We start from the raw sequence: 21,047 nt of genomic DNA, 5'->3' as shown, positions 1-21,047 counted from the left end.
GGCCGCTAGACCTAGCGGTTGGGGGTGCTAGGTCTAGCGGCGGTTGGAGGGTCAGGCGGCGAGCCTGTCGGCCTCACGGCGAGTGACGGCGGCGACGACGTCGACGCGCTTGATGCCGCGCCGGTTGGCGCCTTCGCCGGCGTCGGTGGTGCCCCACACCTGCCCGGTCTTGATGCCCCACGGCTTCACCGCGGCGGTGACGTTCTCGCCCTTCCACTCGCCGTAGGCGTCGGGGCGGAGTTCGGCGAGGCGGTCGGCGATTCGCTCGCACCAGACGGCCTTCTCGTCGGCGGCCAGGACCGCGAGGACGTCGGCGAGGACGTCCATGCCGACCGTCTTGGCCGGGCCTTCGCCGATGGCGTGGCCGGTGATGTTGCCGTACTCCTCGCGGAGCTTCCGTGCGCGGGCCACGACCAACTCTGCCTTCGGTGCGTCGACGAACGCCGAGGCGACGATGCGCGGGTCATCGCCCTCGCCGGACATCCAGCAAATGCCGAGGTCACGGCGGCTGAACATGGTGGCGCGGATACCCGACTTGTACATGCCGGTGCCGAGGACCATGTCGTTGGCCTGGTGGTTCATCACCTTCAGGCAGAACCGCAGGATGGCGTTCGCGGAGATGCCCGGGGGCAGGGACTTCGCGTCGGGCCGCTGGGTGGCAAAGATCCCGATGATGCCGAGGGCCGGACCGCGCTTGGTGATGTCCGTGCAGATGGACTCGATCTCGGCGCCGTACTTCTCGTGCTCGAAGACGACCTGGCACTCGTCGATGCCGATGACGATGGGGTGCAGGCCGAGGCGCTTGTCGTTGGCCAGGTCCGGCGTCACCTTCGACTCCGGGCAGCGGGAACGCGGCAGGGACTTGATGACCTTCGCCCGGCGCCGCAGTTCCTCCTTGACCTCCCGCAGCGCGTGGACGATGTACTCGATGTCGTCGTCTTCCTCGCCGGCCCGGTACCGGTGGGCGACGGGTTCCAGTGCGCCGAGGTCACCGGTGCCCTTCAGATCGAACGCCAGCAGCCAGGCCCGCGGGTCCAGTGCTGCGATCAGCAGAAGCAGCCTGAGCAGGAACGTCTTGCCCATGCGGGGCACTGAGCCGATGACGATGGCGACGAACATGAGGGTGACCTCAACCCACCGCATCCGCTGGTCGTTGCCGAACACGATCGGCTTGAAGAGGTCGACCTGGCCGTCCTTCAGCAGCGGCCAGGCCGGCTTGGTGGTCTCGTTCATCGGCTTGTCGCCGACCCACAGCACCAGGCGGCCCTCGTGCTCGTCGGGGTCGCCGGACGGCCACACGCAACCGACCTTGCGGCGCAGGCCGGACGCAAGCTGTTCCCGCTTCTCCATGATGTCGTCGGGGGTGACACCGTAGGGCAGGTCGAGGTCGGCCCGGTAGCCGGGCCCGTCCCGGACGATTTCGCTGGTGAAGCGCATACCGTCCATGTCGCCGCCCTTCTTGATGGCGGCCGAGATGCGCGGGTTGCCGATGGAGTCGAGGCCGCGCAGCACGATCGTGCCCGTCAGCTTCTGCAGCTCAGTGCGCATCACCGCGGGGCCGATGACCGGGGCGTCGGGCTGCTGCCCGAAGTAGCCGAGGGTCAACACGCCGCCGGCCGCGAACACCCACAGGAAAGCGGGCGCCATGACGTACAGCCACAGGGCGAAGCCGAGGCCGAACACGCAGGCCACGACCGTCACCAGGCCGCGCAGCCGGACACGGTTGCCGCGGAGCCGCGCAAGGGTCATGTACTCGTCGACGTCCTCGGTGCGCACGGCAGCGTCGCGCAGCGGTGCGGCCTCGCGGTCCCACACCCACCGACTCGTGTCGCGGACGAAACGGCAGGCGCCGCGCGGGGACATGGCGGCCAACTGCACGGCGTACCAGGGGGCGCGCAACCCGTGGTAGGCAGCGGCGTACCCCAGGCGTCCCGCGGTGTGCTTAGCGGCCGTCGCCAGCTCGGTACGGTCGCACAGCCAGGCAGGCAGGATCGGCTTTCGCTTCTCGTCGGCCACACCCGGGGCGGGCAGCTTCGGGTTGTCGACGGGTACGGCCGCGGCCGACTGCTCCGGAACAGAGCCCGGGGCCTCGGTTGCGGCGGGGATGACGGTATCCGTCATGCTGGTGCTTCCTTCTCTCTGTGAGGGACAGGAGGCCCGGGGCGGCCGGTTACGCCTGGCAGCTGACGGCCGCCCCGGGGCGTGGCTACTTGCCCTGCTGCTTGCGGCGGCGGGCGGTGTTCTCGATCCGCTCGACGCGGCGCTGCAGGTCGCTCAGGTCGACGTTCTCGCCAGCCCGCCCGCGGGTGCCCATGCGGGCAAGCAGGACGGCGATGCGGGCCTTCTCACCAGCGGTGAAGTCGCTGAACGTGATGTCGTCAGCCATGGTCACTTCCCTTTCCGGCTGGCCTGGGCGACGTGCTCGCGGCCCATCTCGTCGGCGCGGTGGCGGCTGCTGGTCTCCCAGCCGCGGGCGCCGCACCGGCACTCGTAGCGCACCTTCCGGCCGTCCCGGGCCGGTACGACGATGTAGCTGTGACTCGATCCCCACATGGGGTGCTCCTCTCGGGCGGGCCGGCCTGTCCGGCCCCACCGCACCCGCCGAAACCCGGATAACATCCAAGATTCGGCGGGGCGGAAGGGCAGGTCAGCGGCCCTTCTGGTAGTCGGTCCACATGGAGCGCAGAACGAGCAGGCAGGCGGTGGCGCAGACGGCGCCGATGGCGATGGCGACGGCGAACAGGGCCCCTACCAGGCCGAGCGACACGGCCACCCCGCCGATCACCAGCCACTTGCGGGCGTCGAACTCCTGCCGGGGCGCGGCGGCCGGCGCGGGCTGCTGGTTGAGCAGCTGCTGTGCGGCCAAGATGGCGGCGATCTGCCGGGTCAGCTCGGCGTTGTCGGCGGCCTCGACGGCGTCCCGGGCGGCCTTCTCCAGGTCGCTCACGACGTCGCCCCCGATCCGGCGAGCGCCCGTGCGGCCTGAGCCTTCTTGAAGCCGTCCTGGATCTCCTTGGCCCGGTTCTGGCCGACGTGCAGACGGTCCTTGATGGCGCGGATAGACGGCATAGCACCCGCAAGCAGCTCGGCCTTGAACTGCTCGGCAGCCCAGCCGAGACCCATTTCCGTGAGCGGGTCTTCCTGCGCCGGGTTGCCCTCCGGTCCGTCAGGTACGGGCTCGGCCGGCTCCTCGGGTACGTACTCGGCGTGTACCTCGGCGCGGGTACGCGGCGCCTCGGTGGCGAGTACGGCAGGGGACTCGATGGGCACCATCTGCTCGCGGAACGAGTCGAGCACGTACTGCCTCGGCTCGGGCCGGGCCACGATCGGCAGCAGCCGCGCGCCCTCGGGTACGGCGTTCGTCGGCTCCGGGTACGCCTCGACCGCGACGGGCTCGACGTACTCGACGACCGGCTCGGGCTCGGCCTGCCACGGCGACGGGAGATCGATCGTGGCCAGGGAGGACGCGTGACGACGGGCCGCCAGCAGGTCGAGCAGCTTCTGGCGCTGCTCCTCGGATGCGCCGGCTTGCGCCTTGCCCACGGCCACCGACAGGCGCCGGGCCACCCGGGCACGGCCACGCTGGCCAGGCTTCATCTCGGACAGCTTCGCGGCCAGGGCGACCGCCTTGACCGTGGCGCGGTCGCGGGAGATTTGCTCGGCGGATCGGTCGCGCACAGCGAGGCCGAGCCGGGAGAGCAGCCGTTCGCGTACCTCACGGGCGAGTACAGCGGGCAGTGACGCCGACTCGGCGTCCGGCTTGGCGTGCCGCAGCTCGATCCCCATCGCCAGGTGCCAGAGCACGGCGGCGAGTACGGGGCCGACCACGGCACGGACGGTGCCGCCAACGAACCCGCTCTCGGAGTACGCCGGAATCACCTGTACTCCGGTGATCACCCAGACGAGTACACCGGGTGTACCCGGGGCGCCCTGCGTCCGCAGGTTCTGCCGGGCCATCAGGGCGGTTGCCAACAGGGCCAGCTCGGCGGCAGCGAACATCGCGGCGCGTTCGGCAGTCGACACCATGCCGAGTTGGTGTTCGGCGAACCGCCACGACGTGTCAGCGCTGTACGCGGTGCAGGCGGCTGCGGCGATAGCGGCGACGGCCACGGCGGCCGGGGTGCGGCGCGCAGCCCGACGGCCGGCCACGACGAGCGCGACAACAGCGGCCAGAACAAGGACAGCCAAAAGGGCTGCGGGCAGGGGGTGGGCGTGGGCCCAGGTGATTGCGGCGGTGCTCATCGCGCCTCACCTGCCAGCGGCGCCGGCTGGATGCGCCACAGCACCTCGGAGGCGGGCACGTCGGTGCCGGACGCACCATGGGTCAGCCAGCCGTCGGGGTGCGCGCCTTCGCGCTCGGCGGCCTTCTCGGCGTCCTCCCTGGTGGCGTGGACGCTGTGGAACTGGCCGCGCTTCAGCAGGACGAACACGTGCTGTTGTGCGGCGGCCGTCTTGCGTGCGGTGCGGAGCAGCATCCGCAGGGCGGCCCTGTCCTCGGTATCGAGGAGCACCTGGGCGCGCAGGGCCTCCAGCTCCCCCTCGTTGCGGGCGGCGTTGGTGACGGCGCGGGCATGCTCGGCGCGAAGGGCTTCGAGGGCGGTCTCAGCGCGAATCGCGGAGTCGGTGGCCGTCTGGGCTTCCTTGACGCGATACTCGGCCTCGGCTCGTGCGGACTCGGTAGCGGCCTCGGCCTCTGTGATGCTGGCCTGGAGGGCGCGGAGGGTCTCGGTGCGGACAATTCGGATCATGCTTCGCCCACCTCCGGGGCGGCAGCGCGCACGACGCGGTGTGCGGCCAGGCAGACGCCCTCACGGTCGCGGCGCTCGTTCGCGTCGAGCAGCGCGGCCATCAGGGCAGGGACAGACGGGGTCGGCCGGGCCGACCGGCACACCGCACGCAGGGCGGCATGCTCGGTCGGCCGGCGAACGGGCCACTTCGCGGTCACCGGTCGCCCCCAGAGAGCGACTCGGCGCACTTCGGGCAGTCGGGCGGGCACTCCTCCGCCTCGTCGGCGGTCTGCGGGCCGAGGTACCAACGGACGGCGATCACGGCCAGGGCCAGCAGCCCGAACGCGTTGGTCCACGCCTGGCTGTGCAGCACCCACTGCGCGACGCACTCGGCGGCCAGCAGGGGCAGGAACAGGGCCAGGAACACGATCCGGCTCACGCGATCTCACCCCGCAGCTGAATCGCCTGAGCGGCGACCTGCTCCATGCGGTTGGCCGCGGTGCGCAGCACACCCGCCAGGTGGGTGATCTCCTCGGCCTCGTAGTCGCCCTGCATGTCGACCTCGACGGACACCCGCGGCACCAGCTCCGCGAACGGCGCCCACGTCATCCACGTGCGCAGGACCGTGGCGTAGCCGTGCGAGTAGGTGTCCGAGGACGCCTTCACCCGGATCGAGTTGTGGACGATGTCGTTGCGGCCGATCCCGGCGCCCACCTGCCAGCCGTGGCCGATGCACCACGACGGGCAGGTGAACTCCACAGGCCCGTGGTCGATCGTCTCCAGGACGACCGTGCGGGACTCGCTCACTGGTCCTCCCCGGCGGGGAGGGTGACAGCCTCGGACCAGGACTTGCCGGCGTCGAGCGCGGCCTGCGCCTGGTCGACGGTCACGTAGCCGGCGACCGGGTGCTTGGCCAGCTGCTCGCGAAGGTACTTCGCGGTCCAGCCGGGCCCCAGGTCAGGCCCGTCGTCGAGCAGGTTCCGCAGGGCGATCCGGGCGTGTACGACACGGGTCGCCAACAGCCGGTCATGCACCTCGGTACCGCCGGTCGTCGCCGGGTGCGGCAGGTCGATGGCCTCCAGCACGGCGGCGAGCAGATCGCGGACGTCTTCGCCCATGCCGCTCACCACCCGCGGACGCGCATCGCGCGGCGGCGGGACGCCTGCTTGCGGGGCAGCGGCGGAAGGGCCGGCGTCTCCTCGATCCGCGAGAGGTCAACGGAGTCGATGCCCTGGTAGCGGCTGCGGTCGACGTTCGCGTTACGGCGCGGCATCAGGCGGTCTCCCCACGGTTCGAGGCCCGCACGACCCGCAGCGCGTGGCGGATGTCCGCGGCCAGGCGCTCCAACTCCGCGGCCAACTCCTCGGCCTGGTCGTCCGTCAGGTTCGCGTCGTTCGCGGTCGCGCCGTCGGCAACGACCAGGTGCGCCGCCCGAAGCCGGGGGTCGCTGCTCGCCGGGTCCGAGGTGATGTTCACGTACCACTCAAGGACGGCTGTCGAGTCGTCGCTCATGTCCGGGACCTGCAGGCCCCCGCCCGGCCCGTAGTGCGTGACGTCCTCGACGGCGACCTCCCGCACCTCGGCGTGGTCGACGTGGCACCACGTCGGGCACTGGAGCCATACCGTCTGGACGTTGCCCGGGCGGCCGATCGACGCCGGCACCAGACGCGGCGCGGCGGGTGCCGCGGCGGGGAACGGGTGGACGGTCGCGGCCGTCGGCTGCTGGGGGATGGCGCCGGACAGAGCGGCGACGTGCTGGCTGATGGAGTTCGTCGTCACAGCGCCACCGCCAGCTCTGCGGCGGGGATGCCACGGTCGGCGAGGTACTGCGTGAAGGCGGCTCGGCTGACGCGGATGGTGCCGCGTCCCTGACCGACCCGGTACGACTCCAGCCGACCCGCCTTGATCTCGGCGTAAACGGTGGCGTTGGTGACGTGGAGAGCGCGGGCGATGTCCTTGACCCGCAGCGGTTCCTTGCGCTCCGTGGCCTGCGTCTGGGCAGGCAAGATACGCTCAGCGTGCATCTGAGACCTCGACTCTTGGATGCGGAGCCCTGGCGGGCGCGGTGCGGGAACACCGCGATCACCCCGTCAGGGCTTTTGGCATGTCTGGCTTGTCCCAATCGATGTCTGTCGCGTCGATTGGGTACACGCCTAGGATGTTCTAGAAGACCGGTCAGAGTCAACAGGCATTGCAGAACATTCTAGAAGTTAGGAGTTTTCATGGTTCGTGATCTCTCGGGACTGCCGCCGTACCAACGCATCGCGGCGCAGATCATCGAGCGCATCGAGAGCGGCGAACTTCAGCCCGGCGACCGCGTCCCTTCGGTCAGTCAGATCATGGAGACCGAGGGTGTCAGCCGGGCCACCGCAGCGCGGGTCCCTGGTGTTCTCCGCGCCGAGGGCTACGCCACGGCGACGCCAGGCGTAGGCACGATCGTCAGCAAGCCCAGGAAGCTCACCGCAGGCGCCGACCGCCTCGCCAAGCTGCGGGCCGGCAGTGCGAGCATCGGCGAGAACGAGCATGTCGAGATCCTGGACGCTGGCCTTGAGTCAGCGTCGCAGGAGGTCGCCGACGCCCTCGGCCTGGACGTGGGGGCCGAGGTGATCCGTCGACGTCGTCGGTACGTCGACAGCACGGGCGTCGTCACTGTCTCCGCTACCTGGATCTCGGGGGCGCTGAGGGAGGCCGCACCCGAGCTACTCGCAGCCGAGCCGCTCCCGAACATGACGTTCGGGCTCATCGAGGAACGGACCGGTCGGCGGGTCGCCCGGCGACGCGACACGGTAGCCCTCCGGCCGGTGCCCGAGGACGTCGCCGGCCCGCTTGAGGCCGAGGCAGGCACGCCCACCTTGGTCATGGTCAATCACTACTGGGATCAGGAAGGCGAACCGACCGAGTACGCCGTCGACTACCTCGGCGCCGGCCGCGAGCTGTCCTCCGAGTACGACCTCGACTGACCTGGGCGGTCTGCCCAGTGGAGTTGGGCGGAACGCAAAGAGGGCCCCCTCGCCTGGTGGAGTCAGGCGAGGGGGCCCTCGTAGCGGTGCGACCGTGAGTGACATTGGCGGTCCGCAATCAGTCCGCAGAACTTTCCAACATTCTTAGCGTTTCCCAACGTGTCCCAACGGCCAAACACGCAGGTCAACGCCCTAGGCGGGATGAACCGCAGCTGCGTCCGCACCCGCACGAGTTCGAGCTGTACTTCGACGTGTGATCGACGCCCCGGACCGTCCGGTGCCCCCGCTCCTGTGTCCAGGGGCGGGGGCACCGTCGTATGACTGGCCGAAAACGCTTCCCACTGCCCGCGCGTGCGGCAATCATGGATAGTGACACGGCTGTTCGAGTGAGAGAACCGCCAGGCCGGGACGAAGGAACGGGGAGAGGGCCGGATGTCCGAGCGGGACGACGAGCGGGAGTTCGACCTGAAGTGGGCGGACGGCGCCGAGCACAAGGAGCCGTCGGCGCGGGCCCGGATGCTCGCCGCGCGCTGGAAGGAGAACCCGCCCGGGCCGGTCCCCTTCCGCGCGGACCCCGGCCCGGTGCGGTCCGGCGGCCGGTCGTCGTGGATATCCACCGCCGTGGTGCTGGGCTGCGTGGCCGCGGTCATCCTGCTGCTCGGGTACATCAACTTCCGGGCGCCCTACTAGGCGGACTGGGGGGACTGCACGGACTGGGGGGGGCTGGTGGGACCTACGGCCCCGGGGGTTTCCGCGGGGTGGGTGCACACTGGACAGCGGGACGAGTGCCTGACTGCGGGGTGATGCACATGCACAGCCGCTTCCGGACCGACCGGCGGTTGACCGCCCGGATGGGGATCACGCTGTTCCTGCTGGGACTGCTGTACGTGGGCTTCGTCGCCGCCCTGATCGTGCTGCTGAAGTCCTGGGTGCTGGTCGTGGTGATCGCCGCGGCGGCGCTCGGGGCGCAGTACTGGTTCTCCGACCGGATCGCCCTGTACGCGATGCGCGGGCGGGTGGTGGAGCGGGAGGAGTTCCCGGAGCTGCACGGCGTGGTCGACCGGCTCAGTGCGATGGCGGACATGCCCAAGCCGGTGGTCGCCGTGTCCAGCATGGACATGCCCAACGCGTTCGCGACCGGGCGGAACCCGGACCACGCGGTGGTCTGCGTGACCACCGGGCTGCTGCGCCGCCTGGAGCCCGCCGAGCTGGAGGGCGTGCTCGCGCACGAGATGTCGCACGTGGCGCACAAGGACGTCGCCGTGATCACCGTCGCCTCCTTCCTCGGGGTGATCGCCGGGCTGGTCGTGCGGTTCGCCTTCTACTCGCAGCTGTTCGGCGGCCGGCGGGACCAGAACACGGTCGTCGTCCTCGCCGCCGTGATGGGCGTCTCCGCGGCCGTCTACGCACTGAGTTTCCTGCTGATCCGGGCGCTGTCCCGGTACCGGGAGCTGGCGGCGGACCGGGCGGCGGCCCTGCTCACCGGCCGTCCCTCGGCGCTGGCGGCAGCGCTCACCAAGGTGACCGGCGACATCGCCCGCATCCCGACGAAGGACCTGCGGACGGCGCAGGCGTTCAACGCCTTCTACTTCACGCCCGCGCTCGGCTCCCGTCCCGGACTGGCCCGGCTGTTCTCCACCCATCCCAGCCTGGAGGAGCGGCTCGACCAGCTGGGCCGGATCTCCACCGAGCTGGGTGAGGCGACGGCACCCGGAGGGGCGTGAGCATGGGGCTGCTGGACATCCTGCTCGGCCGGACCAAGCCCGTCGCGCCCGATCTCGACCGGCTGTTCGCGCTGCCGTCGGCCGCGGTGACGCTCCAGGCCGGGACGGGCTTCACGCCGACCGGGCACGGGGCGGTGTGCTTCGCCACCGTCGAGGGCGCGGCGTTCGAGCAGGCCCACGGCGAGGTGCGGGCACTGCTGGACGCGGACACCGGCCGCGACGGCTCCCCCGTGGAGCTGCGCCGGGACGACTACGGCTACTCCTGGCTGGTCTCCCACCGCTCCCCCGAGGAGCTGCCGGCCCTGGTGAACGACCTGCACGCGGTGAACAGCTCGCTGGAGGGGGGCGGCTTCGGCCCGCAGCTGCTGTGCTCCCTGGCCGGATTCCGGCACCAGGACGGGCGGCGGCTGGCGCTGGTCTACCTCTACAAGAGGGGCACCTTCTACCCGTTCGCACCGCTGCCCGGCCGGGCGGAGCGGCGCGACACCCCGCTGGAGCTGCGGGTGCGCGCGGCGCTCGGCGACGACCTGCCCGTCGAGCCGGACCTGGGCCGCTGGTTCCCGGTGTGGGGCGCGCCGGGGCTGTGAGGCGGCCCGGGCCGTGTCGGGCCCGGGCCGTGACCGGGGCCGTCGTGGGCCCGGGCCGGTGGCCGGGCGCCGTTGGAGCGGGAGTCACCGACGCAGGGTGCCCCTTCGCCATGGGCCGGGGCGCGCCCGGCCCGTCCGACACCGGCCGGCGGACCCAGCCGGTCGCCGGACGGTCCGGCGAGTGAGGACGAGGCCGTTCAAGCCGAAGCGGGGGTCTGCGGGCGGCGGCCCCCGGCGACGGTCACGCCGACGCCGGGCACCCCGCGACGAACGGGGTCACCCGGCGCCATGCTCAACGCGAGTACCGCATCAGCGCCCGCACCATGCGGCACGTCGTGTCCGACGGCGGGTGGACGCCGATCGTCTGCGCGGTGCTCCGTATCGTTTCGTTGCGCGCCTGGTTCGGCTGGTGGACGCCGGAGTCCAGCAGGGCGATGGCGAGCCGCATCGCCTTGAGCCGGCGGTTGTGCGTGACGTACCACTCGCGGGGGCGGCCGGCCGGCAGCGGGCGCTTCTCCACGGGGGCGTACGGCAGATCGAGCAGGACCGGCCGGTTGGCGGTCGACTGGGTGGGCAACGGCTTGCGGTTCGGCTCCGGCTTCGGCTTCGACTTCACTGCGGCAGCGGGCACAGGCATCCTCCTGTCGCGGTCAGGGCGCCGTCCGGAACACCCGGCGACACCCTCGAACACTGCTTCTATTTTACTGCCCACCACTGACAAAAGGCCCTGGCCAGCAGGGCTTTCGAGGGCACTGCGACACACGGGGAGAACGAGTTTTCGCGCCCTGCGGGCTACCGTTGCGGCATGGAGATCTGGATCAACCCGGCCTGTTCCAAGTGCCGCAGCGCGGTGAGCCTGCTCGACGCCGAGGGCGCCGACTACACCGTCCGCCGCTACCTGGAGGACGTACCGAGCGAGGACGAGATCCGCGCCGTTCTCCACCGGCTCGGACTCGAACCCTGGGACATCACCCGCACCCAGGAGGCGGTGGCCAGGGAACTGGGCCTGAAGGAGTGGCCCCGTGACGCCACCGCACGCGACCGCTGGATCACGGCGCTCGCCCAGCACCCGAAGCTGATCCAGCGCCCGATCATCACGGCCGACGACGGCACGGCGCTCGTCGCCCGCACCGAGGAGGCGGTCCGGGACGCGCTCTCCCGCTGACGGCCCGCCCCGGTGGCCGAGCGCGCCCCAACTCCCCTGTGATGCAGGTTACTTGACGAATGACCGTGACCGGTGAGTGACCTCGTTCGGCAGTTCGTACACAGCGGCGTACGCTCCCCTACCTCTTCAGGAGGCGCGCATGTCGCGCAGGAGAACTCTCGGCACGAAGAAGAAGATCGCGCTGCTCGTCAGCGCCGCGGCGGTGGCGGGCGGCGGGGCCTTCGTGATGGCGAGCACCTCGAACGCCTCGCAGACCACCGCCCGGACGAAGTCCGCCCAGGACTCCTCGGTCTGCCAGGGGCTCGCCACCGCCCTCGGCAACAACCAGCGTTTCATCGAGGGGCAGCGGGCCGATCCCGACGCGCAGTCCGAGGCCCGGATCGCCAACCGCCAGGCGGTCGTCGAGGAGATCGAACGCAAGCAGGAGGCGTCCGGATGCACGGTCGGGGAGTCGGCTCAGGACTCCCAGGCCGCGCAGCCGCCGCAGAACGGCCAGGAGGGCGGCGCGGCCCAGGAGGGCGCCCAGGAGGCCGGCGAGCAGGCCGGTGACGCCGGGCGGGCGGGAACCGGCGAGCAGGTGTGCAACGGCTCCACGGTCACGCTCTCCGGCGAGGGCGGCGCGCCCGCCGCGTCCAGCGACCAGTTCCCGGCGGGCACCCGGCTGAAGGTGACCAACCTGGACAACGACAAGTCCACGACGGTGGAGGTCACCTCGGTGTCCGGCAGCTGCGTGCTGCTCAACGACGCGGCGTTCGAGCAGGTCCGGGAGCCCGGCAAGTTCCTGATCCGCCGGGCGCTGATCGAGAAGGTGGGGTGAGACTCACCGGTCCGGGAAGACCCTGAGGCGGCGGGCCGGTCCCGCGGGCGCGGCAGTGCCTCGGCCCGGGCCGCCTCCTCCGCGGCCGCCGGGGTAAAGGGAGGCGGCGGCCGTGAGGCGCGTCACGGCGGCACCAGGTAACACGGGGTTCACACACGGGCAATGGCCGGGAAATCGCCTGTTGACAAGCTCCCGGTCAGTAGAGGCGGCGCCCCAGTGCCGCAGCGCCGCAGCACCCGCAAGTGCGCCCAGACCCACCCCGAAGGATGTGGCCCCGTGACCTTCAAGGCTGAGTACATCTGGATCGACGGCACCTCGCCGACGGCCAAGCTCCGTTCCAAGACGAAGATCATCGAGGGTGCCCCCGCCGGTCTGGACGCCCTGCCGATCTGGGGCTTCGACGGGTCCTCGACCAACCAGGCAGAGGGCAGCTCCTCGGACTGCGTGCTCAAGCCGGTCTTCACCTGCCCCGACCCGATCCGCGGCGGCGACGACGTGCTGGTGCTGTGCGAGGTGCTCGACACGGACCTGACCCCGCACCCCTCCAACACCCGCGCCGCGCTGGCCGAGGTCGCCGAGAAGTTCGCGGCCCAGGAGCCGATCTTCGGCATCGAGCAGGAGTACACCTTCTTCCAGGACGGCCACCCGCTCGGCTTCCCCAAGGGCGGCTTCCCGGCCCCGCAGGGCGGCTACTACTGCGGTGTCGGCTCCGACGAGATCTTCGGCCGGGACGTCGTCGAGGCGCACCTGGACAACTGCCTCAAGGCGGGCCTGGGCATCTCCGGCATCAACGCCGAGGTCATGCCGGGCCAGTGGGAGTTCCAGGTCGGCCCGCTGTCGCCGCTGGAGGTCGCCGACCAGCTGTGGGTGGCCCGCTGGCTGCTCTACCGCACCGCCGAGGACTTCGACGTCGCCGCCACCCTCGACCCGAAGCCGGTCAAGGGCGACTGGAACGGCGCGGGCGCGCACACCAACTTCTCCACCAAGGCGATGCGCGAGGGCTACGACGCGATCATCACCGCGTGCGAGTCGCTCGGCGAGGGCTCCAAGCCGCTGGACCACGTCAAGAACTACGGCTCCGGCATCGACGACCGGCTGACCGGCCTGCACGAGACCGCTCCGTGGGACAAGTACTCGTACGGCGTCTCCGACCGCGGCGCCTCGGTCCGCATCCCGTGGCAGGTCGAGAAGGACGGCAAGGGCTACATCGAGGACCGCCGCCCCAACGCCAACGTCGACCCGTACGTGGTGACCCGCCTGCTCGTCGACACGTGCTGCACGGCACTGGAGAAGGCCGGCCAGGTCTGATCCCGCCCACCGCCTGCTCAAGGGGCGCCCACCGCGACGGTGGGCGCCCTTTCGCGTGCGCTGTGCGGGCGCGGTCGGGACGGCGCGCCCGCCTCGCCCCTCTGCTGTCGGCAGAGACCCGTTCCGCCGGGCCACCGCACCGGGCACAGTGGCCGCCATGAGGCTACTGATGCTGGGCGGGACGGAGTTCGTGGGACGGGCCGTCGTGGAGGCGGCGCTCGGGCGGGGCTGGGACGTGACCGTCTTCCACCGGGGACGGCACGCGCCGCCGCCCGGCGTGCGAGCGCTGCACGGTGACCGCACCGCGCCCGACGGGCTCGCGGCGCTGGACGGCGGCGACTGGGACGTGGTCGTGGACACCTGGTCGGCGGAACCCCGGGCGGTGCGGGACACGGCGCGGCTGCTGCGGGAGCGGGCCGGACGGTACGTGTACGTGTCGAGCTGCTCGGTCTACCGGTGGGCCCCGCCCGCCGGGTACACCGAGGAGGCCCCCGTCGTGGAGGGCGCCTCCGCCGACGCCGGTGCGACCGACTACGCGCGCGACAAGCTGGGCGGGGAACTCGCCGTCCTGGACTCCTTCGGCCCGGACCGGTCGGTGCTGGTGCGGGCCGGGCTGATCCTCGGTCCGTACGAGAACGTGGGCCGGCTGCCCTGGTGGCTGACCCGCATGGCGCGCGGCGGCCCGGTGCTGGCGCCGGGGCCGCAGGACCTGCCACTCCAGTACGTCGACGTCCGCGACCTCGCCGAGTGGGTTGTCGGGGCGGCCGAGCGGGAGCTGAGCGGGCCGTACAACCTGATCTCCCCGCAGGGCCACACCACCATGGGCGAGCTGCTGCGGGCGTGCGCGGAGGTGACCGGATCCACGGCCGAGCTGCGCTGGACCGAGCCGCAGGTGGTCCTCGACGCGGGCATCGAGCCGTGGACGCAGCTGCCGGTGTGGGTGCCGCCGGGCAGCGACCTGCACGACGCGCTGCACTCCGCGGACGTGTCCCGCGCGGTCGCCGCGGGCCTGCGCTGCCGCCCGGTCCGGGAGACGGCCGCCGACACCTGGCGCTGGCTGCGGGACATCGGCGGCACGGCGCCCCGGCGCCCGGACCGGACGAGCAAGGGACTCGACCCGGAGGTGGAGGCGAAGGTGCTCGCGGCGGGCGGGGGTGTGGCCGGCACCACCCCCTGACCGGGCGCCTACGCGTGTCCACCACCCCCCCCCACGGGCCCCCGACCGGCTCCCCACGGGCCCCGGCCGGCTCTGACCGGCTTCGACCGGCTTCGACCGGCTTCCGGCGGGGGCGGGCCCGCGGTGAGGAGTCGGCAACTCCCGGTGTTCGAGGGGGTGTTGTGACGGGGATTTTCCCCGCGGACTCCGCCGATTCCCGTGACGACTGAACACCTCTGAGGCGCCCTCCGTATGGATCGGAGCCGCTTCACTCCTGTCGGGCGCCCTCAATGCCCCGAAAAAGGAAGTCAGAGGAGTTCCATGGGACGCAACACAAGAAAGCGCCGTACGCCGCTGGCCGCCAAGGCCATAGCCGCATCGGCGGCCCTAGCGCTCGGTGGGGGCGGGCTGCTCTGGGCGAACTTCAACGCCTCGGCGCACGAGGAGGACTCGGGGCACAGCCGGACGAGGTCCGCGGCGGCACAGGTCGCGACGATCGACTGTCCCGACGTGAGCCAGCAGCTCTCCGACGTGCCGTACCGGGCCCGTGGTGAGGTCGACGGCGAACTGGCCACGCTCGACCAGCAGATCACCCATGCCTACACGCGCCTCGCCACCACGCGCCGGGCGCAGGCGGAGGACCCGCGGTTCGTCCAGAACACCATCCTCGGTCCGCTCAAGGACCGGCGGAAGGCGATCATCGACCGCATCCAGCTGGAGATCGACCGGTCCGGCGGCAACGCCGACGAGAACCTGGACCAGCTGGCCGGCTGCCAGGGGCGGCCCGCGGAGCAGCCGCAGCCCGACGGCGACCAGAACGGAGACGGCCAGGACAACGACAACGACCAGAACGGCAACGGCGGGGACCAGGGCGGCGGAGACGGCCGGCAGGACAACGGCGGTCAGGCCGGCAACGGCCCGGTCGCGGATGACTTCGTCGACATCACCACGGTCGAGCCCGACTCCCGGAACCTGGAGAACGGACTGGCCGCCGACGGCGACGGGGGTTCCACGGGCTCCTTCACCACCAAGTGCGGCGTCAACGAGAACAACCTGTTCAACAGCGACAACCTGATCGTGGCCCCGGGTGTCGACAACGGCGCGCACCACACGCACGACTACGTCGGCAACCAGGACAACGACGCCTTCGCCAGCGACGAGGACCTCGCCAACGCGGAGACCTCGTGCCGGAACCAGGGCGACAAGTCCACCTACTACTGGCCGGTGCTACGGCTCCAGGACGGCACCGAGGAGTTCGACAACGACGAGCTGGGCGGTGGTGCCGAGGGCAACGTCGGCCGGATCCTGAAGGCCGCCCAGGCCGAGATCAAGTTCGTCGGCAGCAGGCAGGGCGACGTCGTCGCGATGCCGAAGTTCCTGCGCATCATCACCGGTGACGCGAAGGCCTTCACCAACGGCACCGCGAACGCCAACACCGCCTGGAGCTGCACCGGCTTCGAGGACCGTCAGCTGACGGACAAGTACCCGCTGTGCCCGGAGGGCAGCCAGGTGGTGCGCACGTCGAACTTCCAGAGCTGCTGGGACGGCCAGAACATCGACAGCGCCAACCACCGCGACCACGTCGCCTTCGTCCAGGAGGACGGCAGCTGCCCGAACGGCTTCCGGGCCATCCCGCAGCTCCAGGTCCGCCTGGTGTACGACGTGCCGGCCCCGGTCATCGAGAACGGCCAGGTGCGGAACCCGTTCGCCGTGGACGGCTTCCCGGAGCAGCTGCACAAGCCGATCACCGATCACAACGACTTCATCAACGTCATGGACGACGACCTGATGGACCAGGTGGTCGAGTGCATCAACAACGGTGAGGACTGTGAGTAGTCCCGCCGGACATCCCCGGCGGAGGGGGCCGGTGGCGGATTCCGCCACCGGCCCCCTCCGTGCCCGCGCCCGGGCGGCGGTCAGCCGCCGTGCCCCGCGTGCCCGGAGGAGTGCTCGCCACCGCCGTGCCGCACGCCCTCCTCCAGCGTCCCGCCTAGCCGCCCGCGCAGCTCCGCCACGACGTGCTGGTGGCCGACGGCCACCCACTTGCGGCCGACGAGGTAGTAGCCGCCGTAGTCCTTGGCGGTGTTGATCCACTCCCGTTGCCCGCGGTCGGTGGCGAAGGTGGCGAGGACGTACTTCTCGTCGCCCTTCTCGCAGATGGCCTGGCGGATCTGGTCGGCGTCGGTCTGCATGTTCGGCTTGCACCGCACCTCGGCGGCCAGGCTCTCCAGGCTCCCCGTGGCCGTCTTCGGTACGGCCTTCGCGCCGTCCCCGTCGGTTCCGCAGCCCGTCAGCGCGAGGAGCGCCGCCGCACCGGCCGGCGCGAGCCTCGGTCGGGTCAACCTCATCTGTTCCTCCGGTCCCTTCCGGCGACATGCCGCACCGAGCCCCGGCGAGGGGCTCTGTGGTCTTCGATACGGCTGCGCGGCGCGCGCTGCTCAAATGCCGCCGGGGCGTTCGGCCACCGCGGAGCCGGACGGCGCACCGGCGCGTCACCCTGCGCCGTCCGGTGACCATCCGTCGATTCGCTCGTTCTGCTGAACGTGCAGTCACAGGATGTCGCCCCGCGCCCCGCACCGTCCGCCACCGACCCGGTCGTCGACGTCGAACAGGCCGAGGCCGCGCTCGTCGAGCACTATCCGCGCCTGGTCCGGCTCGCCTACCTGGTGCTGCCGCCGGGCCTCGGCCGCAGCCGCCGGGTGCTGACCGCGCACTCCCTGACCCAGCGCGCACTGCCCCGGAACCGCACGGCTCCGCCCGCCATCCCGGCCCAGTCCACCGGCCGCGAGGGCGACCCCGGCTACGCGCTGATCCGCGCCCGGGTCGTCCGGACGGCGCTGGAGGCCGGGCGGCCGCTGCGGCGCCCGGCCTGGCCCAAGCGGTCCCAGCTGCCGCCGCTCCTGCCCCAGGTCTGGGGGCTCAAGCTGTTTCCGCGCTCCGGCGGCGCCGACGAACTCGCCCTGGACCAGAAGCTGTCCGCCCTGTCCGGCGCGGGCCGGGCCGCCTACGCGCTGCGCGGCCTGGAGAAGCTCCCCGACGGCGATGTGCGCCAGTTGCTGCGGTCCGCGGAGGTCGCCGATGTGGACGCCGCGCTGCGCGAGGCCGACTCCGTCCCCGGGCAGTACGCGCTGCTCGACTCCCCCGAGTTCGACCCCTGCTCGCTCCAGGCCCGGCCGACCGACCTGATGCGCCGGCGGCAGCACACCAAGGCCGCGCTGGTCGCCGGCGCGGCCCTGGTGGTCTGCGGGACGCTGCTCGGCCTGCCCGGCGACGGCTGGGGCCCGGACGGCGCCGCCGCCCCGCCGTACGCGCGTAATCCGGCGGCCGAGGCGGCCCTGGACCCCGGCCGGCTGACGAAGGCCGCCCCGGCCGCCTGGAAGACGTCGGCGCGCACCGACTTCTCGGTGTGGCCGGCGCGCGGCGACCTCACCGACGACAAGGAACTGCTGCGCCGCGCGCTGGCCGTGTGGGCCCGCCCCGGGGAGACGGTGCGGGTCTCGGCGACGCCGGGCACCGCCACCGGCGGCCCGGCCGGACCGCCGCAGCTGCTGTACGCGGGGACCGTCGACGCCGCACGCATCGTCATCCTCCACGACGGTCTGCGCATCGCCCGGTACGCCGAGCCGAAGGACGGCACGGCCGGGGCGGCGCTGGACTTCGCCCGGGCCGACGGGGCCACGCGGGACGAGGCGAACGCGGTGGTGCTGGGCCGGGCCGACGGCAACGTGCGCTATCTGACGGCGCCCTGGGTGACCGGGGCGGCGGAGCGGGACCTGACCGAACCGGGCGCCGGGGCGATGGAGCTGGCGCTGACCGACGGCGTGACCTCGCCGCTGGCCAGCCCGGTCCAGCAGTCCGGCGAGTGCACGTCGTGGAACGTGCTGGAGCTGACCGACGGTGACGGCAAGCGGCTGCTGACCGACCTCGGCGAACTGCTCCCGGCCCGCCTCACCACCGGGCACCCCGGCTCGGCCGGGGAGGCGACCGGCGCGCAGGCGCTGCGCACCTGGGCGCCGTTCGCCTGCTCGCTGGGTGCCGTGCACGGGCAGGGCGTGCGGTCGGTGAACGCCTGGGCGTTCGCGGAGCAGCCGCTGCCCGACGCGAGCGGGAAGGGCACGTGGGTGTGCACGCGGGCGGAGACCTGGCGGGGCGACGGGGCCCGGGTGCTGGCCCAGTTCCGGACGCCGGGCGGCCGGTACGGCGCGGTGGCGGCCAAGGCGGAGAACGTGCCGGCGTGCGGGGCGCGCGATCCGCACGTGCTGGCCGGCGTGCTGTGGAAGTCGACGGCGGGCGCCTGGTATCTGCTGGCCGCGGGCAGCCGCGACACCGAGTCGGTGACGGCGACCGGCGGCATCGACGCCTCCGCGGACGGCAACCTGCTGACCGTCCGCACCGAGCAGGGAGCCCAGGCCGAGCTGACGGGCACCCTGGACGGCGGACGCGAGATCACCGGTCTCCGGTAGCCGGGCCACACCCCTCCACCGCCTACTGACACCAGCGTCAACAAGTCCCGCCGGAAGGGTTCCCCCGGGTCGTACCCATCAGTACATTGACGCCATGTCTAATACGCAGGCCCGGCTGCCCCGGCCGGTGGAGTCCGAGCGCATACCGCTCAAGGCACGGAAGGTGTCGTTCTCCTGGGCGGACACGCCGCTGCACTGGGTGCCGGGAGACCCGTTCACGACGCACACCATCAACGTGCTGCACCTGCTGCTGCCCGCGGGCGAACGGTGGTTCGTGCACGTCTACAAGCAGGTGCTCCCGTACATCCGGGACGAGCGGCTGCGCGAGGACGTCATCGGGTTCATCGGGCAGGAGGCGATGCACTCCCAGGCCCATGACCAGGTGCTGCCGCACCTGCGGGAGCAGGGGCTCGATCCCACGCCGTACACCGCGCAGGTCGACTGGCTCTTCGAGAAGCTCCTCGGCGACCGCACCCTGCCGCCGGGCCGGCCGCGCCGGTGGTGGCTGCTGGAGCGGGTGGCACTGATCGCGGCCATCGAGCACTACACGGCGTTCCTCGGCGACTGGGTCCTCAACGCCGAGGAACTGGACCGGCGCGGGGCCGATCCGACCATGCTGGACCTGCTGCGCTGGCACGGCGCCGAGGAGGTCGAGCACCGGTCGGTCGCCTTCGACCTGTTCCTGCACCTGGACGGCGGCTACCGGCGCCGGGTGCGCACCTGGGCGGTCGCGTTCACGGCCCTGGTGTTCCTGTGGCAGCGCGGTGCGCGGTTCTTCATGGCGCACGACCCGACGCTCGTCGACGGCCGCGCCCGCTTCCGTGACTTCTACCTGCGCGGGCGGCGCGGTGTGCTGCCCTCGACGGGCGCCATGTTCCACTCCATCCCGCGCTACCTGAGCCGCGCCTACCACCCGTCGCAGGAGGGGTCGACCGAGCAGGCCGTGGCCTATCTCGCCGCCTCCCCCGCCGCGCTGGCCGCCGAGCAAACAGAGCACGTCAAGCACACCGAACACACCGAGCGCACCGAGCACGCCGAGCACGCCGAGCACGCCGAGAAGGGAACCGCGTGATGCCGAAGCTGAGGACCCTGGTCGTCGTCGCGGGCGCCGCACTGCTCGCCCGGCGGGCGCTGCGCCGCCGTGTCCAGGGCTCGCCGCTGTGGCCGATGCCCGCGCTGGAGCCGCCGATATCCGGGCAGCCCCGTTCCCGGGCGCTGACGCTGCTGGTCACCGCGCACGAGCGGATCGCGGACGGGGTGGTCCGGCTGCGTCTGGAGGGGCACGACCTGCCGCGCTGGGAGCCGGGGGCGCACCTGGACCTCGTCCTGCCGTCGGGGCTGGTACGCCAGTACTCGCTGTGCGGGGACCCGGAGGACACCTCGTCGTACACGGTCGCCACCCGGCTGGTCGAGGACGGCCGGGGCGGCTCGCGCGAGGTGCACGAACAGCTCCAGGAGGGCATGGAGGTCGAGGTGCGCGGCCCGCGCAACCGCTTCCCGCTGCTGGCCGCCCCCGCCTACGTCTTCGTCGCCGGCGGCATCGGCATCACCCCGCTCCTGCCGATGCTGCGCGCACTGCCGGAGGGCGCCGACTGGCGGCTGCTCTACGGCGGGCGGACCCGGGCGTCGATGCCGTTCCTGGAGGAGATCGAGAAGCTGGACCCGGAGCGCACCCGGGTCACGGTCGTCGCCGAGGACGAGGCCGGGCTGCCCGACCTCGACGCGTTCCTCACCGGTCTTCCCGAGGACGTGGCCGTCTACTGCTGCGGCCCGGAACCGCTGATGGCGGCCGTCGAGGAGCGGCTCCCGGAGGGGACCCCGCTGCACCTGGAACGGTTCGCGCCACGGACGAGCGCCGGCGGCGATCGCGCGTTCGAGGTCGAACTGCGCCGCAGCGGACGGACACTGACCGTGGGCCCCGACTCCTCGGTGCTGGCCGCCGTCCGGGCCGAGCTGCCGAACACCCCCTACTCCTGCGAACAGGGCTGGTGCGGAACCTGCCAACAGCGGGTGCTGGAGGGCGAGATCGACCACCGGGACGAGCTGCTGACGGACATGGAGCGCGGTGACTCGATGCTCATCTGCGTCTCCCGGTCGCGAGGTGAGCGGCTCGTGCTGGACCTGTGAACACCGAGCCGCG

Annotated in this window: 26 protein-coding genes; 12 read left to right on the top strand and 14 right to left on the bottom strand. The window is 72.0% G+C overall.

The genetic code is table 11. The features are described 5' to 3' along the window. Nucleotides 1-51: 51 nt before the first annotated feature. The 12 genes from ACLGIH_RS24705 to ACLGIH_RS24650 form a co-directional block, all read right to left on the bottom strand. Nucleotides 52-2,121, bottom strand: coding sequence for a cell division protein FtsK (locus ACLGIH_RS24705; RefSeq protein ID WP_416527472.1), 2,070 nt, complete (start codon nucleotides 2,119-2,121; stop codon nucleotides 52-54). Nucleotides 2,122-2,206: 85 nt separating this feature from the next. Further along, entirely contained in the window at nucleotides 2,207-2,386 is a 180-nt protein-coding gene (locus tag ACLGIH_RS24700) for a DUF6257 family protein (protein ID WP_416527471.1), read from the bottom strand. Between the two features lie 2 nt (nucleotides 2,387-2,388). Then, nucleotides 2,389-2,553, bottom strand: coding sequence for a hypothetical protein (locus ACLGIH_RS24695; protein ID WP_416527470.1), 165 nt, complete (start codon nucleotides 2,551-2,553; stop codon nucleotides 2,389-2,391). A gap of 94 nt (nucleotides 2,554-2,647) precedes the next feature. Continuing rightward, entirely contained in the window at nucleotides 2,648-2,947 is a 300-nt protein-coding gene (locus ACLGIH_RS24690) for a hypothetical protein (RefSeq protein WP_416527469.1), read from the bottom strand. Next, entirely contained in the window at nucleotides 2,944-4,242 is a 1,299-nt protein-coding gene (locus ACLGIH_RS24685) for a hypothetical protein (RefSeq protein WP_416527468.1), read from the bottom strand. Before ACLGIH_RS24685 ends, ACLGIH_RS24690 begins: the two co-directional genes overlap by 4 nt. After that, nucleotides 4,239-4,748, bottom strand: a complete 510-nt coding sequence (locus tag ACLGIH_RS24680) for a hypothetical protein (protein ID WP_416527467.1) — start codon at nucleotides 4,746-4,748, stop codon at nucleotides 4,239-4,241. Before ACLGIH_RS24680 ends, ACLGIH_RS24685 begins: the two co-directional genes overlap by 4 nt. 193 nt (nucleotides 4,749-4,941) lie before the next feature. Next, nucleotides 4,942-5,166 carry a hypothetical protein gene (locus ACLGIH_RS24675; protein ID WP_416527466.1) on the bottom strand — a complete coding sequence of 75 codons (225 nt, stop codon included), beginning with the start codon at nucleotides 5,164-5,166 and terminating at the stop codon, nucleotides 4,942-4,944. Then, nucleotides 5,163-5,534 carry a DUF6907 domain-containing protein gene (locus ACLGIH_RS24670; protein WP_416527465.1) on the bottom strand — a complete coding sequence of 124 codons (372 nt, stop codon included), beginning with the start codon at nucleotides 5,532-5,534 and terminating at the stop codon, nucleotides 5,163-5,165. The genes ACLGIH_RS24675 and ACLGIH_RS24670 overlap by 4 nt, the downstream gene beginning before the upstream one ends. Further along, nucleotides 5,531-5,845 (bottom strand): hypothetical protein, encoded by a 315-nt coding sequence (locus tag ACLGIH_RS24665; RefSeq protein WP_416527464.1) that lies wholly within the window; start codon nucleotides 5,843-5,845, stop codon nucleotides 5,531-5,533. The genes ACLGIH_RS24670 and ACLGIH_RS24665 overlap by 4 nt, the downstream gene beginning before the upstream one ends. A 5-nt stretch (nucleotides 5,846-5,850) precedes the next feature. Further along, a complete protein-coding gene (locus ACLGIH_RS24660; RefSeq protein WP_416527463.1) occupies nucleotides 5,851-6,000 on the bottom strand; it encodes a hypothetical protein in 150 nt (49 codons plus the stop codon). Then, on the bottom strand, nucleotides 6,000-6,506 hold the full coding sequence (locus ACLGIH_RS24655) for a DUF6907 domain-containing protein (RefSeq protein WP_416527462.1): 507 nt from the start codon (nucleotides 6,504-6,506) through the stop codon (nucleotides 6,000-6,002). The genes ACLGIH_RS24660 and ACLGIH_RS24655 overlap by 1 nt, the downstream gene beginning before the upstream one ends. Beyond that, nucleotides 6,503-6,733, bottom strand: a complete 231-nt coding sequence (locus ACLGIH_RS24650; protein WP_416527461.1) for a helix-turn-helix domain-containing protein — start codon at nucleotides 6,731-6,733, stop codon at nucleotides 6,503-6,505. Before ACLGIH_RS24650 ends, ACLGIH_RS24655 begins: the two co-directional genes overlap by 4 nt. Nucleotides 6,734-6,949: 216 nt before the next feature. On the opposite strand from ACLGIH_RS24650, the gene ACLGIH_RS24645 reads away from it, so the two are divergent. The 4 genes from ACLGIH_RS24645 (at nucleotide 6,950) to pspAB (ending at nucleotide 9,998) form a co-directional block, all read left to right on the top strand. Further along, nucleotides 6,950-7,687 carry a GntR family transcriptional regulator gene (locus ACLGIH_RS24645; protein ID WP_416527460.1) on the top strand — a complete coding sequence of 246 codons (738 nt, stop codon included), beginning with the start codon at nucleotides 6,950-6,952 and terminating at the stop codon, nucleotides 7,685-7,687. 432 nt (nucleotides 7,688-8,119) lie between these two features. Then, nucleotides 8,120-8,377 carry an SCO2583/SCO2584 N-terminal domain-containing protein gene (locus tag ACLGIH_RS24640; RefSeq protein ID WP_416527459.1) on the top strand — a complete coding sequence of 86 codons (258 nt, stop codon included), beginning with the start codon at nucleotides 8,120-8,122 and terminating at the stop codon, nucleotides 8,375-8,377. Between the two features lie 119 nt (nucleotides 8,378-8,496). Continuing rightward, on the top strand, nucleotides 8,497-9,411 hold the full coding sequence (gene htpX, locus ACLGIH_RS24635) for a zinc metalloprotease HtpX (protein WP_416527458.1): 915 nt from the start codon (nucleotides 8,497-8,499) through the stop codon (nucleotides 9,409-9,411). A 2-nt stretch (nucleotides 9,412-9,413) separates the two neighbouring features. Continuing rightward, nucleotides 9,414-9,998: a PspA-associated protein PspAB gene (pspAB, locus tag ACLGIH_RS24630; protein ID WP_416527457.1), complete on the top strand. Its 585-nt coding sequence runs from the start codon at nucleotides 9,414-9,416 to the stop codon at nucleotides 9,996-9,998. Nucleotides 9,999-10,290: 292 nt separating this feature from the next. On the opposite strand, the gene ACLGIH_RS24625 is transcribed toward pspAB, so the two are convergent. Continuing rightward, nucleotides 10,291-10,629 (bottom strand): hypothetical protein, encoded by a 339-nt coding sequence (locus ACLGIH_RS24625; RefSeq protein ID WP_416527456.1) that lies wholly within the window; start codon nucleotides 10,627-10,629, stop codon nucleotides 10,291-10,293. Nucleotides 10,630-10,803: 174 nt separating this feature from the next. On the opposite strand from ACLGIH_RS24625, the gene ACLGIH_RS24620 reads away from it, so the two are divergent. The 5 genes from ACLGIH_RS24620 (at nucleotide 10,804) to ACLGIH_RS24600 (ending at nucleotide 16,280) form a co-directional block, all read left to right on the top strand. Further along, complete coding sequence (locus ACLGIH_RS24620; protein WP_416527455.1) at nucleotides 10,804-11,163, top strand: ArsC/Spx/MgsR family protein; 360 nt, start codon at nucleotides 10,804-10,806, stop codon at nucleotides 11,161-11,163. Between the two features lie 139 nt (nucleotides 11,164-11,302). Next, the gene (locus tag ACLGIH_RS24615; RefSeq protein ID WP_416527454.1) at nucleotides 11,303-11,980 is read left to right on the top strand and encodes an RlpA-like double-psi beta-barrel domain-containing protein; all 678 of its coding nucleotides are present in this window, start codon (nucleotides 11,303-11,305) and stop codon (nucleotides 11,978-11,980) included. Between the two features lie 276 nt (nucleotides 11,981-12,256). After that, nucleotides 12,257-13,288, top strand: coding sequence for a glutamine synthetase (gene glnII / locus ACLGIH_RS24610; protein ID WP_416527453.1), 1,032 nt, complete (start codon nucleotides 12,257-12,259; stop codon nucleotides 13,286-13,288). A gap of 157 nt (nucleotides 13,289-13,445) precedes the next feature. Then, nucleotides 13,446-14,465 carry an SDR family oxidoreductase gene (locus tag ACLGIH_RS24605; protein WP_416527452.1) on the top strand — a complete coding sequence of 340 codons (1,020 nt, stop codon included), beginning with the start codon at nucleotides 13,446-13,448 and terminating at the stop codon, nucleotides 14,463-14,465. 300 nt (nucleotides 14,466-14,765) lie between these two features. Further along, on the top strand, nucleotides 14,766-16,280 hold the full coding sequence (locus ACLGIH_RS24600) for a DUF1996 domain-containing protein (protein ID WP_416527451.1): 1,515 nt from the start codon (nucleotides 14,766-14,768) through the stop codon (nucleotides 16,278-16,280). 80 nt (nucleotides 16,281-16,360) lie between these two features. Here the strand turns inward: ACLGIH_RS24600 and ACLGIH_RS24595 are convergent, their stop codons facing one another. Next, a complete protein-coding gene (locus ACLGIH_RS24595) occupies nucleotides 16,361-16,792 on the bottom strand; it encodes a hypothetical protein (RefSeq protein ID WP_416527450.1) in 432 nt (143 codons plus the stop codon). A 195-nt stretch (nucleotides 16,793-16,987) separates the two neighbouring features. Between ACLGIH_RS24595 and ACLGIH_RS24590 the strand changes: the two genes are divergently transcribed. The 3 genes from ACLGIH_RS24590 (at nucleotide 16,988) to ACLGIH_RS24580 (ending at nucleotide 21,034) form a co-directional block, all read left to right on the top strand. Then, complete coding sequence (locus ACLGIH_RS24590; RefSeq protein ID WP_416527449.1) at nucleotides 16,988-18,907, top strand: hypothetical protein; 1,920 nt, start codon at nucleotides 16,988-16,990, stop codon at nucleotides 18,905-18,907. Nucleotides 18,908-19,001: 94 nt separating this feature from the next. Next, nucleotides 19,002-19,979, top strand: a complete 978-nt coding sequence (locus tag ACLGIH_RS24585; RefSeq protein WP_416527448.1) for a metal-dependent hydrolase — start codon at nucleotides 19,002-19,004, stop codon at nucleotides 19,977-19,979. Then, nucleotides 19,979-21,034, top strand: a complete 1,056-nt coding sequence (locus ACLGIH_RS24580; RefSeq protein ID WP_416527447.1) for a PDR/VanB family oxidoreductase — start codon at nucleotides 19,979-19,981, stop codon at nucleotides 21,032-21,034. The genes ACLGIH_RS24585 and ACLGIH_RS24580 overlap by 1 nt, the downstream gene beginning before the upstream one ends. The last annotated feature ends 13 nt before the right edge of the window (nucleotides 21,035-21,047 follow it).

Source organism: Streptomyces hamibioticus (genome assembly GCF_047946815.1).
In the GTDB taxonomy this organism is placed as follows: domain Bacteria; phylum Actinomycetota; class Actinomycetes; order Streptomycetales; family Streptomycetaceae; genus Streptomyces.
This window is presented reverse-complemented; position numbering and strand designations above follow the sequence as displayed.

Excerpts from the sequence above, each read along its gene's own strand:
- ACLGIH_RS24705 (WP_416527472.1), bottom strand. The coding sequence starts at position 2,121 with ATGACGGATACCGTCATCCCCGCCGCAACCGAGGCCCCGGGCTCTGTT.
- ACLGIH_RS24700 (WP_416527471.1), bottom strand. The coding sequence starts at position 2,386 with ATGGCTGACGACATCACGTTCAGCGACTTCACCGCTGGTGAGAAGGCC.
- ACLGIH_RS24695 (WP_416527470.1), bottom strand. The coding sequence starts at position 2,553 with ATGTGGGGATCGAGTCACAGCTACATCGTCGTACCGGCCCGGGACGGC.
- ACLGIH_RS24685 (WP_416527468.1), bottom strand. The coding sequence starts at position 4,242 with ATGAGCACCGCCGCAATCACCTGGGCCCACGCCCACCCCCTGCCCGCA.
- ACLGIH_RS24680 (WP_416527467.1), bottom strand. The coding sequence starts at position 4,748 with ATGATCCGAATTGTCCGCACCGAGACCCTCCGCGCCCTCCAGGCCAGC.
- ACLGIH_RS24665 (WP_416527464.1), bottom strand. The coding sequence starts at position 5,845 with ATGGGCGAAGACGTCCGCGATCTGCTCGCCGCCGTGCTGGAGGCCATC.
- ACLGIH_RS24660 (WP_416527463.1), bottom strand. The coding sequence starts at position 6,000 with ATGCCGCGCCGTAACGCGAACGTCGACCGCAGCCGCTACCAGGGCATC.
- ACLGIH_RS24645 (WP_416527460.1), top strand. The coding sequence starts at position 6,950 with ATGGTTCGTGATCTCTCGGGACTGCCGCCGTACCAACGCATCGCGGCG.
- ACLGIH_RS24640 (WP_416527459.1), top strand. The coding sequence starts at position 8,120 with ATGTCCGAGCGGGACGACGAGCGGGAGTTCGACCTGAAGTGGGCGGAC.
- htpX (WP_416527458.1), top strand. The coding sequence starts at position 8,497 with ATGCACAGCCGCTTCCGGACCGACCGGCGGTTGACCGCCCGGATGGGG.
- pspAB (WP_416527457.1), top strand. The coding sequence starts at position 9,414 with ATGGGGCTGCTGGACATCCTGCTCGGCCGGACCAAGCCCGTCGCGCCC.
- ACLGIH_RS24620 (WP_416527455.1), top strand. The coding sequence starts at position 10,804 with ATGGAGATCTGGATCAACCCGGCCTGTTCCAAGTGCCGCAGCGCGGTG.
- ACLGIH_RS24615 (WP_416527454.1), top strand. The coding sequence starts at position 11,303 with ATGTCGCGCAGGAGAACTCTCGGCACGAAGAAGAAGATCGCGCTGCTC.
- ACLGIH_RS24605 (WP_416527452.1), top strand. The coding sequence starts at position 13,446 with ATGAGGCTACTGATGCTGGGCGGGACGGAGTTCGTGGGACGGGCCGTC.
- ACLGIH_RS24600 (WP_416527451.1), top strand. The coding sequence starts at position 14,766 with ATGGGACGCAACACAAGAAAGCGCCGTACGCCGCTGGCCGCCAAGGCC.
- ACLGIH_RS24595 (WP_416527450.1), bottom strand. The coding sequence starts at position 16,792 with ATGAGGTTGACCCGACCGAGGCTCGCGCCGGCCGGTGCGGCGGCGCTC.
- ACLGIH_RS24585 (WP_416527448.1), top strand. The coding sequence starts at position 19,002 with ATGTCTAATACGCAGGCCCGGCTGCCCCGGCCGGTGGAGTCCGAGCGC.
- ACLGIH_RS24580 (WP_416527447.1), top strand. The coding sequence starts at position 19,979 with ATGCCGAAGCTGAGGACCCTGGTCGTCGTCGCGGGCGCCGCACTGCTC.